General features: G+C 66.3%; 17 protein-coding genes. 4 read left to right on the forward strand and 13 right to left on the reverse strand.

Annotated features, from left to right (window positions below; genetic code table 11):
• Nucleotides 1–9: 9 nt before the first annotated feature.
• Together AC5RWX_RS02520 and AC5RWX_RS02525 are read right to left on the reverse strand one after the other, a co-directional pair.
• Nucleotides 10–828, reverse strand: a complete 819-nt coding sequence (locus AC5RWX_RS02520) for an amino acid ABC transporter substrate-binding protein (protein ID WP_493941171.1) — start codon at nucleotides 826–828, stop codon at nucleotides 10–12.
• 200 nt (nucleotides 829–1,028) lie between these two features.
• Entirely contained in the window at nucleotides 1,029–1,955 is a 927-nt protein-coding gene (locus AC5RWX_RS02525) for a diacylglycerol/lipid kinase family protein (RefSeq protein ID WP_493941170.1), read from the reverse strand.
• A gap of 151 nt (nucleotides 1,956–2,106) precedes the next feature.
• On the opposite strand from AC5RWX_RS02525, the gene AC5RWX_RS02530 reads away from it, so the two are divergent.
• Nucleotides 2,107–4,014 (forward strand): penicillin-binding transpeptidase domain-containing protein, encoded by a 1,908-nt coding sequence (locus AC5RWX_RS02530; protein WP_493945000.1) that lies wholly within the window; start codon nucleotides 2,107–2,109, stop codon nucleotides 4,012–4,014.
• Nucleotides 4,015–4,021: 7 nt separating this feature from the next.
• Here AC5RWX_RS02530 and AC5RWX_RS02535 read toward each other — a convergent pair whose 3' ends face one another.
• From AC5RWX_RS02535 to AC5RWX_RS02575, 9 genes are all read right to left on the reverse strand, one after another.
• Nucleotides 4,022–4,564, reverse strand: a complete 543-nt coding sequence (locus AC5RWX_RS02535) for an AMIN-like domain-containing (lipo)protein (protein ID WP_493956638.1) — start codon at nucleotides 4,562–4,564, stop codon at nucleotides 4,022–4,024.
• Nucleotides 4,565–4,973: 409 nt separating this feature from the next.
• On the reverse strand, nucleotides 4,974–5,405 hold the full coding sequence (locus AC5RWX_RS02540; protein WP_493944998.1) for a YbaK/EbsC family protein: 432 nt from the start codon (nucleotides 5,403–5,405) through the stop codon (nucleotides 4,974–4,976).
• Between the two features lie 64 nt (nucleotides 5,406–5,469).
• Nucleotides 5,470–5,766: an acylphosphatase gene (locus tag AC5RWX_RS02545; protein WP_493944997.1), complete on the reverse strand. Its 297-nt coding sequence runs from the start codon at nucleotides 5,764–5,766 to the stop codon at nucleotides 5,470–5,472.
• 52 nt (nucleotides 5,767–5,818) lie between these two features.
• Entirely contained in the window at nucleotides 5,819–6,208 is a 390-nt protein-coding gene (locus AC5RWX_RS02550; protein ID WP_493944996.1) for a VOC family protein, read from the reverse strand.
• A gap of 189 nt (nucleotides 6,209–6,397) precedes the next feature.
• Entirely contained in the window at nucleotides 6,398–6,649 is a 252-nt protein-coding gene (locus tag AC5RWX_RS02555; RefSeq protein WP_493944995.1) for a hypothetical protein, read from the reverse strand.
• A 306-nt stretch (nucleotides 6,650–6,955) separates the two neighbouring features.
• Nucleotides 6,956–7,324 carry a VOC family protein gene (locus AC5RWX_RS02560; protein ID WP_493944994.1) on the reverse strand — a complete coding sequence of 123 codons (369 nt, stop codon included), beginning with the start codon at nucleotides 7,322–7,324 and terminating at the stop codon, nucleotides 6,956–6,958.
• Nucleotides 7,325–7,380: 56 nt separating this feature from the next.
• Nucleotides 7,381–7,590, reverse strand: a complete 210-nt coding sequence (locus AC5RWX_RS02565; RefSeq protein ID WP_493944993.1) for a hypothetical protein — start codon at nucleotides 7,588–7,590, stop codon at nucleotides 7,381–7,383.
• A gap of 135 nt (nucleotides 7,591–7,725) precedes the next feature.
• Entirely contained in the window at nucleotides 7,726–8,379 is a 654-nt protein-coding gene (locus AC5RWX_RS02570; protein WP_494096951.1) for a septum formation family protein, read from the reverse strand.
• A 127-nt stretch (nucleotides 8,380–8,506) separates the two neighbouring features.
• The gene (locus AC5RWX_RS02575) at nucleotides 8,507–9,754 is read right to left on the reverse strand and encodes a pyridoxal phosphate-dependent aminotransferase (protein WP_493941160.1); all 1,248 of its coding nucleotides are present in this window, start codon (nucleotides 9,752–9,754) and stop codon (nucleotides 8,507–8,509) included.
• Nucleotides 9,755–9,899: 145 nt separating this feature from the next.
• Between AC5RWX_RS02575 and AC5RWX_RS02580 the strand changes: the two genes are divergently transcribed.
• On the forward strand, nucleotides 9,900–10,292 hold the full coding sequence (locus AC5RWX_RS02580) for a RidA family protein (protein ID WP_493941159.1): 393 nt from the start codon (nucleotides 9,900–9,902) through the stop codon (nucleotides 10,290–10,292).
• 113 nt (nucleotides 10,293–10,405) lie between these two features.
• On the opposite strand, the gene AC5RWX_RS02585 is transcribed toward AC5RWX_RS02580, so the two are convergent.
• Entirely contained in the window at nucleotides 10,406–10,876 is a 471-nt protein-coding gene (locus AC5RWX_RS02585) for a carboxymuconolactone decarboxylase family protein (protein ID WP_493944991.1), read from the reverse strand.
• Nucleotides 10,877–10,962: 86 nt separating this feature from the next.
• Here AC5RWX_RS02585 and AC5RWX_RS02590 point away from each other — a divergent pair, with 86 nt between their 5' ends.
• Nucleotides 10,963–11,703, forward strand: a complete 741-nt coding sequence (locus AC5RWX_RS02590) for a DUF427 domain-containing protein (RefSeq protein ID WP_493944990.1) — start codon at nucleotides 10,963–10,965, stop codon at nucleotides 11,701–11,703.
• Between the two features lie 195 nt (nucleotides 11,704–11,898).
• Nucleotides 11,899–12,654, forward strand: a complete 756-nt coding sequence (locus AC5RWX_RS02595; RefSeq protein WP_493941156.1) for a sigma-70 family RNA polymerase sigma factor — start codon at nucleotides 11,899–11,901, stop codon at nucleotides 12,652–12,654.
• Here the strand turns inward: AC5RWX_RS02595 and AC5RWX_RS02600 are convergent.
• Nucleotides 12,587–13,603 carry a glycosyltransferase family 9 protein gene (locus tag AC5RWX_RS02600; protein WP_493956637.1) on the reverse strand — a complete coding sequence of 339 codons (1,017 nt, stop codon included), beginning with the start codon at nucleotides 13,601–13,603 and terminating at the stop codon, nucleotides 12,587–12,589. The two genes, AC5RWX_RS02595 and AC5RWX_RS02600, sit on opposite strands and share 68 nt — an antisense overlap.
• Nucleotides 13,604–13,734: the final 131 nt, after the last annotated feature.

Here is a 13,734-nt window from a genome sequence, read left to right on the forward strand (position 1 = left end):
TCCGCCCGCTTACTGGGAGACGTCTGCGCCGAAGTACTTCTCGGAGATTTTGGCCAGCGTGCCGTCGGCGCGCAGCTCATCCAGCGCCTTGTTGAAGGCATCCACCAGGTCATCGCTGCCCTTCTGGAAGGTGAAGGCGCTCTGCGACTCTTCATTCGTCTCGGCGGCCACCTTGATGTTCTGGTTGTCGTGGGCTTTCTGGTAGTCCAAGTAGGTGAGCTTGTCGTTGACGGTGGCGTCAACGCGGCCCTGCTCCAGCAGCGAAACCGCCTGCGCCCAGCCCTCAACCGCCTGCACCTTGGCACCGGCCGACTTGGCCATTGCGTACCAGTTGCTGGTGAGCGACTGGGCGGTGGTCTTGCCCTTCAGGTCGGCAAGCGAGGAGATATCGTTGTTATCGCTCTTCACGACGACGACGCCGGTGCTCACCGTGTAGGGGTCGGAGAAGGCGTACTCGGCCTGGCGCTGTTTGTTGATGGAGACCTGGTTGGCGATGACGTCGAAACGCCCGGCGTCCAGTCCCGCGAAGATGGCGTCCCACTGGGTCTCTTCGAACTTCACGTCCACGCCCAGCTTCTTCGCCACCGCGTTGACAACCTCGACGTCGTAACCGGTCAGCTCGCCGGTACCGCCCTCGTGGAAGCTGAACGGACGGTACGTGCCCTCGGTCCCTACGGTGATCACGCCGGCGTCCTTGATCTCCTGCAGCGAGCTCGCGGCGGCCGACGTCGAGGGCTGCGACTCCGTCGGCGAGGTCGTGCTGCAGCCGGCCAGCACCAGGGCGGCAGCTGCAACGGCACCGAGCACTGACAAACGACGACGAATCATGGTGAAAATTCCTTGTGGTCTAGGAGGGTGAGCCTGCCGCTGGGGTGGCCGGCGACGCTGAACGCTAGCACGTACAACAACCGCTACCTCAAGATATGTTCCGAACTGTGTCGGTACTGTGAGCAGCCGCACGCTGCCGGGACGCAGTTGCACGTTGCCGCGCCCTCGCCCGGCGGCAGGCACCGCCGTCGCCCCGTGGATCAGTCCGCGGCCACCCGGACCCGCAGCGCGCCCGGGTCGACGCGCATCGAGAGCCGGGAACCCAGGCCAATATGGTCCCCGTCCAGCTGCATCTCCTGCGGCCGGCCAGCGGTGATCTCCACTTCCTTGCCCTGGTAGTAGTCCACCGACGGGTCCACGCTCCGGCCGCGCTTGGCGAGCCCGGCCAGCACGCCGAGCCAGCCCAAGCGGCCGCGCGGGGAGATGGTCATGATGTCCAACAGGCCATCATCGATCTGCGCGCCGGGGAACATCTCGAAACCGCCCTGGATTTTGCCGCAGTTGCCGCCCATCACGCTGCGCATCCGCAGGGTCACGGGTTTGCCGCCGTCGATGGAAAGCGTGGCCCGGACCGGTTTGCCCGGCAGGTTGCGCAAACCGGCTTCCACGTAGGCGAGCCAGCCGATGCGGTCTTTGAGCGCGTCGTCCGTGCCACCAATGACAGCGGCGTCGAAGCCGAGGCCGGCCATGACCAGGAACACCGCGCCGCTGCCGGCGCCGTCCACCTTGGCACGAACGGCGTCGATCTGCCGGTCGCGGCCGGTCAAGGCGATGCGCACCGCGGTCTCCGGATCGTCCACCGGCAGGTCCAGGTTGCGTGCCAGCAGGTTGCCGGTGCCCAGCGGAATCACCCCCATGGGTGTATCAGTTCCGGCCAGCCGCCCGGCCACGCGCCGTACGGTGCCGTCACCGCCGGCCGCGATGACAAGGTCGACTCCGGCGTCCATCGCCTGCTGTGTCTGTCCGGCACCTGGGTCCTCCAGCGTGGTCTCCAGCCAGAGCGGCGGCTGCCAACCGGTTTCGGCGCACAGGCCCTCGACTAGCTCGATCAGATCAAAGTTGAACTTTTTCGATGGGTTCCAAACCACCGCGGCACGGCGGGATCCTGAGGGAGCAAATTCAGTCATGATGTCCTTACTGCAGTCCTGTCCGGCCGGCGCCGTGGCCTTGCAACCCGACGAAACCCATTGAAGCAGCATTCGCCACCTGCCGCCCGGCTCGACATCGCCACGGGGCGCTTATAAGTTCGAACAGGACAATCTCGGATCCAGGAGAATAATGCTTCGGCGCGCACTTGCATTCATCATGGCCCTGCTGCTGGCGGTAGCGGTAGCTGCTTGTGCTCCCGAGCGTGAATCGCCCGACCCAACCGCCCAGGCGTTGGCCGAAGGCCTGGCCGCCAACGATGTTTCGGCGGTGCCTTTCGCTGATGCCACCGGGGCACAGGTGCAGGAGCAGCTCGCCGCGCTGACCAAGGATATGGACCCGTGGCAGCCAGACGTCAGGGTGGCCGACGTCGAAGAAGTCGAATCCAACCTGTTCCGGGCCACCCTTTCCTATGACTGGCCGGTGCCGGACTCGGAGCAGAGCTGGAGCTACACCACGACCGCCGACCTCCACTTTGCGGACGACCGCTGGCAGGTGCGCTGGACCCCGCAGGTCCTTGAACCCTCGCTGGCCGAGGGCGAGCGGCTGGTGCTGGCCACGGCAGAGCCGCAGCGCGGCCAGATCCTCGACGCCGCCGGCGAGGCGATCGTCAAGAACCGCCCGGTCAAGATTGTCGGGATCGACAAGAGCGGGCTGGACAAAACAGCCGCCGAGGACTCCGCCCGGGAGCTGGCAGCGCTGGTCGACATCGACGCGGCAGACTACGCAAAGAAGGTCGCTGCCTACGGGCCGGAGGCCTTCGTTGACGCGATCACCCTTCGCGAGGGCGCCTTCAAGAAGCTGGACCAGGGCAAACTGGAGGACATCGACGGCTTCCTGGCCGTGGACGACCAGATCCCGCTGGCACCTAGCCGCACCTTCGCCGGGCCGGTGCTGGGCTCGATTCGCGAGGCCACCGCAGAGGACATCGAGAAGTCCGAAGGAAAGGTGGTGGCCGGCGAGACCGTCGGCTCGTCCGGCCTGCAGGCGGCGTTCAACAAAGAGCTCTCCGGCACTCCCGGCGCCACGGTGTCCGCGGTCGCGCAGCCAGCCGATGAAGGCGCCGAAGCGCCGTCCCGCCGCCTGTTCCACCAGGACGCTGCCGACGGCAAGGACCTGAAGACCACGCTGGTTCCGGACCTGCAGTCCGCCGCCGAGGACATCCTGGCCGACATCAAGTCGCCGAGTTCGATCGTCGCGCTGCGGCCGTCGACGGGTGCCGTCCTCGCGGCGGCCAACGGCCCGGACAGCGAAGGCTACAACACTGCGTTCCTTGGCCGGTACGCACCCGGTTCAACCTTCAAGATCGCCACCGCACTGGGCCTGCTGCGCAACGGCATGACCCCGGACTCCACCGTCACCTGCGATCCGGACCTGGTGGTGGACGGCCGCACCTTCGAGAACGCGGACAGCTACCCGGCGGCCTTCACCGGCAAGATCACCTTGACCGAGGCCATCGCCCACTCCTGCAATACGGCATTCATCTCCGAACACGAGAAGCTCTCGCAGGACCAGCTCGCGGATGCCGCGGGTGCGCTGGGTGTCGGCATGACCGCGGACCCCGGGATCGAGGCCTTCTTGGGCAGTGTGCCGCGCGAGGACTCCAAGGGCACCGCTCACGCCGCCTCGCTGATCGGCCAGTCCCGCGTGCAAACGTCGCCGCTGTCGCTCGCCACCATGATGGCGGCCGTGGTGGAAGGCGGTTTCGTGGTGCCCACCTTGGTGGAGGGACACGATCCGCAGGCCAAGCTGCCGGACGTGCCGAAGCTGACCAGCAAGGAAGCCGAGCAGCTGCGGACCATGATGCGCTCCGCGGTGGTGGATGGCTACCTGGCCAACCTGGCCGACCTGCCCGGCAAGCCCGCGATCGGCAAGACCGGAACCGCGGAGTACGGCTCCGAGGATCCGCCCCAGACACACTCCTGGGTGATCGCCGGCCAAGGCGACCTTGCCATTGCGGTGTTCGTAGAGGACGGCAAGCTGGGTGCTGAGACGGCCGGCCCGCTGGCCGAGGCCTTCTTGGAAGCCGCCGCCGACTAGGCTGTTCCTACCAGCGGTGGGCCACGTCCACCACTAGCCGGGACATGTTGCCCGGGCCATCCAGCGTGAAGACCCTGAACGGCAGCCGCGCACGCACGCCCAGGCCGATGGTGCTGTAGCCCTCGAAGCTTCCGCCCCAGGCGAGCTGCCGGAAGGTGGTGTAGCCACGGACGTTGGTCAGTTCCTTCGGGTTGGCGGGACGGTAGGTGGCCCGGCCGCTGGAATTGTAGGCCGGTGCCTTGACCACGACGGCCAGGTCAGCACCGCCGCGCAGCGGGATGACGCGGCCGGATCCCTGGGCCCGCACCGTTCCGTAACGCACGGAGTAGCCGGCAACGTCACCGCGGAGATCGATGACCATGCGGTCGTAGCAGGTGTGGCGCGCGGAGCGGACATTGATGATGGGGGCAGAGGTGCTCCCGGCTGCGGATTTTGCCCCGGACCCCCAGGAAATCCCGCAGTAGGGGGCGGCGGCCGCTGAGCCCGGCGCCACCAACCCCAGGCCCAAAACCAGCAGGATCACGGACAGCCATGTGGGGAGCTTCCTCATGGCACACTGCCTTTCATCGGGGATCAGATGCACTCAGGATAGAAGCCTTTTCCGGCGCTGGACCGGGCGGTTCCGAACTGATGCTGAAACCGTTACGGCGCCCTGTTCCGGCCGGTATTTTCTTGATCTCGCGGTGACCGGTCCGTGATCCGCTCCACCAAAAACCGCACTGTTACGCCGCTGCGTAACACAAATCACAAGTGTGTCATTTCGCGGCGGGACGAGTGGCATACTGTGAGCGTTAGTCGGTCACGGACCCCCCAATTCACCCGGGCCGGCCAATCCCCCAAAGTGCCAGCCCCGCGTGAACACACCGCGGGGCTGGCCAACTTAAACGCCATTTGCCGCCCCATAGACGTCGCATCTGCGCCTCAGCTTTGGCAGGGGGAGTGTCAGCGTGGGGGAGAGTTCAGCCGGCCCTGACGTCCATCACCGTGGCCGACGTGATTCGGCGCAGGTCGTCGAAGCCGATCGAGAACATGGCGCGATGGTCGCCGGCGCCGGCCCACAGCACGGAATGGCCTGCCAATGACCGATCCAGCACGGTGCGGATCGGCGCGGGGTGTCCCACCGGTGCCACGCCGCCGATGGCTTGGCCGGTATGCGTGAGGACGAAGTCCGCATCGGCACGCCGGAGACAATCCATTCCCAGCGTGGCCGCTACCAGCTTGGTATCCACTCGTGCACCGCTGGCCAAGATCAACAGCGGGCTGCCGCCGGAATTGAACACCAGGCTGTTGGCTATGGCTGCTACATCGCAACCCAGCACCCTGGCCGCATCTGCTGCGGTGGGAACCTCGTCGTCGAAGACCCTGACGGTATCCGCAACGCCACGTTCCACCAAGGCGGCCGGACCGCGTCAACCGGGTTATTCATGACCCGATGGTATCCAAGGGGCCGGAGCCTCAGCCCACATCGAAGCCGCTGAGCCCGCCCGTCGCGGCCGTGTATGTCGTTTCCACGCCCCTGACCCGGCCCGGCGTGCTGCCGGATTCGAGTGCCGCCACCAGTTGCTCGACGGCATCCCGCGGGCCCTCGGCCATCACTCCGACGGATCCGTCGGGCTGGTTCACCGCCGCTCCGACCAGCCCCAACCGCTCGGCCTGGTCCCGGGTCCAGTAGCGGAAGCCCACGCCCTGGACCCGGCCCCTCACCGTTGCGCTGAGGCGGACGTGCGGGCTGGCCGCGTGCTGTTCGTCCATGCGGTCCCTCCTTACGGATTCTGCGTCCAGCGTACGACGGCGGGACCCCGCCTCAGCTGGTGCCGGAACCGTAGGGGCGGGTGATTGCCTCCAGAAAGTGGCCGTCCGGGTCGGTGAAGTAGACGCCGCGGCCGCCGTCGTTGTGGTTGATGTGCCCGGGCCTGCGCCTGGCCGGGTCAGCCCAGTAGTCGATTCCTGCCGACTGGATGCGTGCGAAGATTCCGTCGAAGTCGTCTTCGCCGACCAGAAAGGCATAGTGCTGGGGCTGCACTCTTCCTGCCGCGTCCGCGTAGTCCAGCGCCACGCCGCCCTCCAGTGTGACCGACATGAAGTGGCCGAACAGCGGCTGCGGCGGACCGAGTCCAAAGATCTCCGCAAAGAATGTGGCCGACGCTTTCTTATCCGCGGCATAGACAATGGTGTGGTTGAACGAGACGGCCATGACGCTCTCCGATTGCGGTGGCCGGACGAGCCCTCTCCCGTCCGGCGATTCCGGCTCTATTCAACTCCGCGCCCCGCTGCTGGACAAGGTGCTTACCAGCGCAATAACGGCGCGTTAACGCAGTAGCGGACGGAACCGGCACTTCGATGGGTGCCGGCGTCGTCCGCCAAGAGTGGGTGGTGCTGCGCGCTACGCCTGCTGGCTCGGCAAACGCCAGACCGTGCAATCCTGGGTGCTGATGGCGCGCCGTGAACCGTCCGCGGCGTCGCGTATCCAGACTAAGCCGACACCCGGAGCGGTGCGGTCGACGAGGCCTCGGTACTGGACGGCATTGTCCATGCGGGCCTCGACCGAATCGCCGCGGCGCAGATGCCCGAGGTTGCGGATCCGGGTGGGAGTGGAATTGACCAGGGGGGACTTGTTGGTTGTGGATAGTGTCATTCATGACCTCCGATGTAGCGGGCGGGAAAGGCGTACCGTGGCAGACCGGATCAGCCGTGCGGCCGGTCTGTTATGGCAACGTTCAGGAACTGCTGGTGAGACAAAAGGCCGATCTATGCCGGCTGCAGAAGGACGCTAGCAATGCGGGCGGGGAAGCAAAGTGGCAGGGCGCGGGAAAGAACTTCTCCGCTGATCTCCTGCTCCAAACATGCCGGTCCCTCGGTATTCCATTCGCAGTTTCGTCTAATAGAACCGGCGCTCCTCCGGGTTTATTCCGGTGTGGCCAAAAAAGTTTGGGGTCAGGGGTTACCGGGGCGGCAGTTGCTGCAGCGACCACGTATTGCCGTCCGGATCACTGAAATAGACGAAATGTCCCCACGGCTGCACGTCCACGGCGCTGGCTTCGACACCGCGGCCAATCAGTTCCTCCCATGCTGCCCCGGCGTCGGCGACCACCATTTGCAGGCCCTGCTGGGAGCCGGGCGCCATCTCGGTGATGCCGTCGCCGATCACGATGGAACAGGCTGAACCGGGAGGCGTGAGCTGCACGAACCGAAGTTCGGGATTGACTTGGTAGTCGTGGTCCGCGTTGAAGCCCACCTGCTCTACATAAAACTTCTTCGCGCGGTCCACGTCGGTGACCGGCACGGGAACGAGTTCAAGTTTCATCTCCATGGCAGACACGCTAGCGCCGGCACCCCGGTGGGGATAGGGGCAAGCCGTGCCCGCGGTCAGTTCCTGTCCCTCGCCAGGCAGAGTTGGTACCCTTCGGACTTCTCAAACAGGCTGCGCGGGTGGGAGCCGTTGTCGGCGAGCCAGACGATGTCCGCATCGAGCGTCACCGCGTCAATCCGCCCGGTTCGCAGCATCATTCCGTCCTTGTGAACCTCCACCATGGTGCCGGGAACCAAGTCCCAGTTTTCGAGCGGGGTATCAGGCATTTCGGTACTCCTCAGATCGGGCCAACGGTCGGTGCATCTCTCTCCTCCACAATGCGGGCGGAGAGTGGCGGCCACAAGGGCTCCGGCCCGATGTTCACGCCGAATTAACACGGGACTTCGAGCTGCCGCGGGGTGCTAATTCATGAAGTGGCTTCGCTCTGACAAAAGTCCGGGCGGGCTGTACAAACACACTGAGCTGCGTTCACCGGCTTTCCAATCAGCTTCGGTGGGTGAGAAGGGCCGGAAGCTATGGCCGCGAGCTAGCTTTTCAAGGTGCTGTTCAAGAAAGTCGGCGCACGCGCCGGTCGCTTCACTGCTGAGCGTCAGCTCTCCCGGATAGGGCTGATCGCTATGCGTGACGACGCCGAAGACCTCACCTTCGTGTGGCTCACCGCAGGGCACGGGGAAGAGGGCAGTCTGCGTGGGGCCGGAGGAATATTCCCAGTCGAAGAACACGCAATCGCCGGGCCGGGCAGCGCTCAGGGTCGACGGCTTGGTTCCCGTCTTCCACTGCTCGGCCAGGAAGCTGTCAATGTACGCGATATTGGCCGCGGATTCCTCTTCGCTGAGGGCCACCTCCGGCTCATCGGATGGCTCTATAACGGATCCAGACGGCAGGGGAGTGGCAAAGCGGCCGGTTGCCGGGGCGGCGCCGCCAGCCGCAGAACCGGACGATCCGCTGCCGGCGGTTGGCGCCGCCGCCGGGCTTTTGGAGTGCACCGGTGCAGCACCTGCGTCTGATGGTAAAGGCCCCGAGCATCCGGCGAGCAGCACCGCGCCAAGCGCCACGTGGGCAGCCGTCAACCTGATCCGCATGGTCCCCCGATGTCAGTGCCGAGGCCGCGTACGAAGCCAGCCGGAACGTCAGCAGCCTAGCAGGGCACTGCTACTGATCCGGGACGCTGGGTCGGCGCGATCACCTGGCGGTGGCAGCAGTGGCGTCGGCCGTCTTCTTCCGGTAGATGGCCAGGAAGGAGGAAATCCGGCGTACCGCTTCTTCGATGTCCTCCTCCGAAGGCAGGATCACGAAGCGGAAGTGGTCCGGCGTCGGCCAATGGAAGGCGGTGCCGTGCGAGACCAGGATCTTCTCCTCCTCCAGCAGGTCCAGCACGAACTTTTCGTCGTCTTCGAAGGGATAGACCGCGGGATCGAGCCTGGGGAAGAGGTACATGGCCCCGGCTGCCGGGACGCAGCTGACACCGGGGATCTGGTTAAGCAGCCGGCAGGCCAGATCGCGCTGTTCGCGCAGCCGTCCGCCGGGCTTCACCAGGTCGCCGATGGACTGGTAGCCGCCCAGTGAGGTCTGGATGGCGTGCTGCGCCGGCACGTTCGAGCACAGCCGCAGTGAGGCCAGCAGTTCCAGCGATTCGCGGTACGCGGCGGTCTCGGCGCGGGGACCGCTGATGGCCACCCAGCCGGCCCGGTAGCCGGGCATCCGGTAGGCCTTGGACAGCCCGCTGAACGTGAGCACCGGCAGGTCCGGGGCTACCGACGCGGTATGGATGTGGACGGCGTCCTCGTAGGTGATTTTCTCGTAGATCTCGTCGGAGAACAGCACCAGATCGTGTTTGCGTGCCAGCGCCGCGAACTGCTCCAGCACGTGCCGTGGGTAGACGGCGCCGGTGGGATTGTTGGGGTTGATCAGCACGATCGCGCGGGTCCGGGCGGTGATCTTGGCTTCAACGTCCGCCATGTCCGGCCACCAGTGGTTGTCCTCGTCACACAGGTAGTGCACGGCCTTGCCACCGGAGAGGGTCACCGACGCGGTCCACAGCGGGTAGTCGGGCGCGGGGATCAGCACCTCATCGCCGTTTTCCAGGAACGCCTGCAGCGTCATCGAGATGAGTTCGGAGACACCGTTGCCAATGAAGATGTCCTCCACGCCGATCTGCATCAGGCCCTTGGTTTGGTAGTACTGCGAGATCGCCGTGCGGGCGGAGAAGATGCCTTTGGAATCGCTGTAGCCCTGGGCTCCGCGCAGGTGGTGGATCATGTCCACCACAATGGATTCCGGCGCCTCCAGTCCGAACGGCGCCGGATCCCCCAGGTTCATCCGCAGGATGCGGTGGCCCTCGGCCTCCATCTTCTTGGCCGCGTGCAAAATGGGGCCGCGAAGCTCGTATCGGACGTTTTGGAGTTTGCTGGAGTGCTGCATCGGACGCATGCCCTATGTTTTCACATCCGGCACAGGCCGTTGATGTGGTGTTCACCACGGTGCCGTGGTGCATGCTCCGGCGCCAGGTCTGGTGCCCGACGCCGTGACGGCCTAGCGTGATGACCCCAATGCGGAGCACCTACGGAGGAACGCCATGAGCCTGAAGCACATCAACCCGGACGGAATGTTTCGCAGTCCGGCCTTTTCCCAGGGCGTGCTCGTCGAGGGACCGGGACGGCTGCTGGTTGTCGGCGGCCAGAACGGGGTCAATGCCGACGGCGTCATGGTCAGCGATGACCTGGCTGGCCAGACGCGGCAGGCCATGCGCAACGTGCTGGCAGTGCTCAAGGAAGCGGGCGCAACCCAGCAGGACGTCGCGAAGCTGAACATCTATCTGGCCGCCGGGCAGGACGCGAACGAAGGGTACGCCGCGGCCGCCGAGGTCTGGGGCCAGGTGCCGACGGCGATCACCGTCCTGCAGGTGGGCTCCGCCCGGCCCGGCGTCCTGGTGGAGATCGACGCCCTCGCGCAGGTTCCGGAACAGTAAGCGCGCCGGAGCGCGGCCGCTCGAAGCAGTGGGGCCGCCCCTCCCGAGGGACGTGCACGACGGCGGTGTGGGCCGCCGTCGTGCACTGACCTTTGGGCAGGTGACCGGCGCGGCTACTGCGGGCGGACGCGGTGCTTGCTGACGATTGAGACCCGGTTGAAGGCGTTCATCGCAACCGTGATCCAACTGACCGCGGAGAACTCCTCGTCGGTGAGCTGTTCACGGGCGGCCGCATACTCCCGTTCCTGGCTGTGGTGGGCCGGAAGCTCGGTCAGCGCCTCGGCCAGGGCCAGGGCCGCGCGTTCCTTGTCCGTGAACACTTCGGTGTCCCGCCAGGACGGAAGGACGGACAGCCGCTGGGCCGTTTCACCTTCGCCCAACGCCAGCCGGGTGTGCATGTTCAGGCAGTAGGCGCAGCCGTTGACTTGCGAGATGCGCAGATTGAGCAGCTCCACCAACTTCCGGTCCAAACCGGCTGCTTCCGCGGCGTCGCCGACCTTGAGGGCCAGACCGTTGAGGGCGCGGTACGCCGCCGGGGTCTGCTTGTCGATGTAGATGTTGGCGCGACGTTCGTCGGTGCTCACTCAAGCCTCCTGATTCTGGGTCACTGGGGTGAATTCCCATTCTGGCACCCTGCCCTCCGCAACCGGTGAAGAGTAGCGTGTGCCCCATGGAATTCGAGAGACCCTTTGCCGAGCCCACCGAGCGCCGGATCCGGGTCCGGCTGGGCGGGAACCTGGTGGCGGACAGTAGCCGGGCCCAGTTGCTGGTCGCCTACGGCCCGGGCGAACTGCCCACGTACTACCTGCCGCGGGAGGACGTGGCAGCCGGAGCGCTGTCTCATCCGCGCGCGGGGTCTGCCGGGCAACAGATCTGGGACGTGGCCCTCGGCAGCAAGCGGGCGGACGCCGGCGCCTGGGAGCACCCTCAGCCAACCGGAGCGCTGGCCGGGCTGGCCGGTCACGTGACGTTCTCCTGGCGGCAGCTGGAATGGTATGAGGAAGACGAGCGGGCCCTGGTGCATGCCCGCGACCCTTACAAGCGGGTGGACACGCTGCGCAGTTCGCGCCGGGTCCAGGTCTATCTTGAGGGCCAGAAGGTGGCCGACAGCATCCGGCCGCTGCTGCTCTTCGAAACGCGCTTGCCCGTCCGCTACTACTTGCCGGCTGCAGACATACGGACCGACCTGCTGGAAGCCAGCGACACCGTCACCAGTTGCCCCTACAAGGGCCAGGCCCGGTACTGGTCCGTCCGGATGGGCCAGAGTGTGGTGCGCGACGTGTTGTGGAGCTATCCGGATCCCATCCCGGAAAACCCGAAGATCCGGGACCTGTTCTGCTTCTTCAATGAGCGGGTGGACCTGGTGGTTGACGGCGTTCCGCAGGAGCGGCCAGACACTCCTTGGTCCTGAAGGCCGCGGCCCGGATCGGACTGCTTCTGCTGCTTATACCTTCTTCTCCGCGGAGAAGAAAAGACTTTTGCGCGTTTTTCCCACGCCAACCTGTTGCACAATCAGCATGCTTATGATTCCTTTGGGGAGAAGCGGTTCTGGTCCCGCACTTCCCCGAGTGAGAGTGGTCTGACGATGCATTGCGACGAGGCTGACGTGCAGGTTTTGTTCCGCCGAGCGAAGCGCGCCAAGGGATCCTTGCGTGCAGCCTTGGAAGAGGAGCTGGTGCTGGGACACCTGGGCATCGCCGAAGGGATTGCCCGCAACTATCTGGCCCCGGGCCGGGAGATCGACGACCTGCAGCAAGTGGCACGGCTGGGACTGCTCAAGGCCGTCCGCGGCTTCGATCCGGACCACGGCGCCGACTTTGCGGCTTATGCAGTCCCCACCGTGCATGGTGAATTGAAGCGGCATCTGCGGGACAGCTCGTGGATGGTCCGGCCGCCACGCCATCTGCAGGACCTGCGGACGGCGGCCATCAAAATGACGCCGGAACTTGCGCAGCGGCTGGGCCGCGAACCGCGTCTGACGGAGTTGGCCGGCGCGCTGGCGGAGAGCCCGGAGGCGGTGGCCGAAGCGCTGAATTGCCACGGCAGCCTGCGGCCGGTATCGCTGGACGGGACCCCTGAAGGGCAGAGCCTCGCCGAGTCGCTGGCAGCGACGGACGGCGGCACCGAACGCACCGAGGAGCTGCTGATGCTGCGGGGTGCTATCCGTGAGCTCGAGCCGCGCGAACGGCAACTGCTCTTTTACCGCTACTTTCAGGAAGAATCCCAGCGCTGCATCGGCGAACGCATCGGCATGACGCAGATGCAGGTCTCCCGTGCGCTGGCCCGGATCTTGGTCAAACTGCAGCGCCGGGTGCTGGGGGAGCAGCCAGCGCCGGTCCGGCAACCGATGCGGACGGCGTAACGACCGGAAGTTCCGCAACCGCCGCCAGGACATCGTCCGCGCTGACCGCCAGCAGTGCCGGGTCGGGGTCAGTGGAGAACGTGTCGCCCAGCCGCAGGCTTTCGTTGGTTAGGACGATGTGTGGTCCCGGTGGCGGGCCCCATACGCTGACCGGTGCCGGACCAAAGATGACAACTGACGGCCTGGCGTAAGCGGAGGCCAGATGGGCCGCGCCGGTGTCGGCAGAAATGACGACGGCGGCCTCGGCCACCGTGGCCGCGAACTCCGCCAGCGACAGAGTACCGGCGACGACGGATTCCGGCCCCAACCCGGCCAGTTCGGCAACGGCCTGCGCGCGCGGCCGTTCGGCCGTGCTCCCGGTGAACAGGACCCGGTGGCCTTGGGAGGCCAGTTCGCGGGCGACGGCGGCGAACCGCTCGGCCGGCCAGAGCCGGCTGCCGTAGGCGGCGCCGACGTGAAGGACCGCCGCTCCCGGGCACGGGCTCGGCACCCTCGGCTGGGCGAGCCGGTAGTCCAGCGGATCGGCGTCAATCCCGTGCCACTGCAGCAGTCGGGCCCAGCGCTCGCGTTCGTGCACGTCCCCCGGCCACGCCGGGCCCTTCCAACCCGGCGCGCGGTGTCCAATGCGGACGGCGGGCTGCAGCGCTTCCAGCCTGCCGCGGCTCTCCGGGCCGTTGCCGTGCAGGTTCACAGCGATCTCCACCCGGCCGGGCTCCAGTGCCACCGGGACATCCAGTCCGTGCGTGGGCAGCAGGTCGTCCACGGATCCGGTGAGCTCGAGGATGGGCTGAAGCCAGGCCTGGGCGGCGTAGAGAATCCGATGGTCCGGGTAGGCCGCGCGCAAGGCCCGCAGCGCGGGAACAGCAACCAGCAGATCGCCCAGCTTCAGCGCCCGGAGCACCAGCAGCTCCGGCCGTCCGTCCCGTTCCAGTTCTTGAGGTTCTGCCACTGCGCCTTCCTTCCAAGCCGGTTGTGGCCCATCCTGCCAGATGCCTGCGGCATCCGCTTCCCGGCCCTGCCCGGCCGCCGGAAGGCAGCCGCACGGCAAATCCAGTAGCGGCAGAAGTGTTTAGGTCGCGG

It is taken from the genome of Arthrobacter sp. SPT-J7 (assembly GCF_059089965.1).

Bases quoted from the DNA above. Each gene is read 5' to 3' on its own strand.
- AC5RWX_RS02555 (WP_493944995.1), bottom strand. From the start codon at position 6,649: ATGACACTATCCACAACCAACAAGTCCCCCCTGGTCAATTCCACTCCC.
- AC5RWX_RS02590 (WP_493944990.1), top strand. From the start codon at position 10,963: ATGGAATTCGAGAGACCCTTTGCCGAGCCCACCGAGCGCCGGATCCGG.
- AC5RWX_RS02580 (WP_493941159.1), top strand. From the start codon at position 9,900: ATGAGCCTGAAGCACATCAACCCGGACGGAATGTTTCGCAGTCCGGCC.
- AC5RWX_RS02575 (WP_493941160.1), bottom strand. From the start codon at position 9,754: ATGCGTCCGATGCAGCACTCCAGCAAACTCCAAAACGTCCGATACGAG.
- AC5RWX_RS02525 (WP_493941170.1), bottom strand. From the start codon at position 1,955: ATGACTGAATTTGCTCCCTCAGGATCCCGCCGTGCCGCGGTGGTTTGG.
- AC5RWX_RS02545 (WP_493944997.1), bottom strand. From the start codon at position 5,766: ATGGACGAACAGCACGCGGCCAGCCCGCACGTCCGCCTCAGCGCAACG.
- AC5RWX_RS02560 (WP_493944994.1), bottom strand. From the start codon at position 7,324: ATGGAGATGAAACTTGAACTCGTTCCCGTGCCGGTCACCGACGTGGAC.
- AC5RWX_RS02550 (WP_493944996.1), bottom strand. From the start codon at position 6,208: ATGGCCGTCTCGTTCAACCACACCATTGTCTATGCCGCGGATAAGAAA.
- AC5RWX_RS02565 (WP_493944993.1), bottom strand. From the start codon at position 7,590: ATGCCTGATACCCCGCTCGAAAACTGGGACTTGGTTCCCGGCACCATG.
- AC5RWX_RS02530 (WP_493945000.1), top strand. From the start codon at position 2,107: ATGCTTCGGCGCGCACTTGCATTCATCATGGCCCTGCTGCTGGCGGTA.
- AC5RWX_RS02535 (WP_493956638.1), bottom strand. From the start codon at position 4,564: ATGAGGAAGCTCCCCACATGGCTGTCCGTGATCCTGCTGGTTTTGGGC.
- AC5RWX_RS02520 (WP_493941171.1), bottom strand. From the start codon at position 828: ATGATTCGTCGTCGTTTGTCAGTGCTCGGTGCCGTTGCAGCTGCCGCC.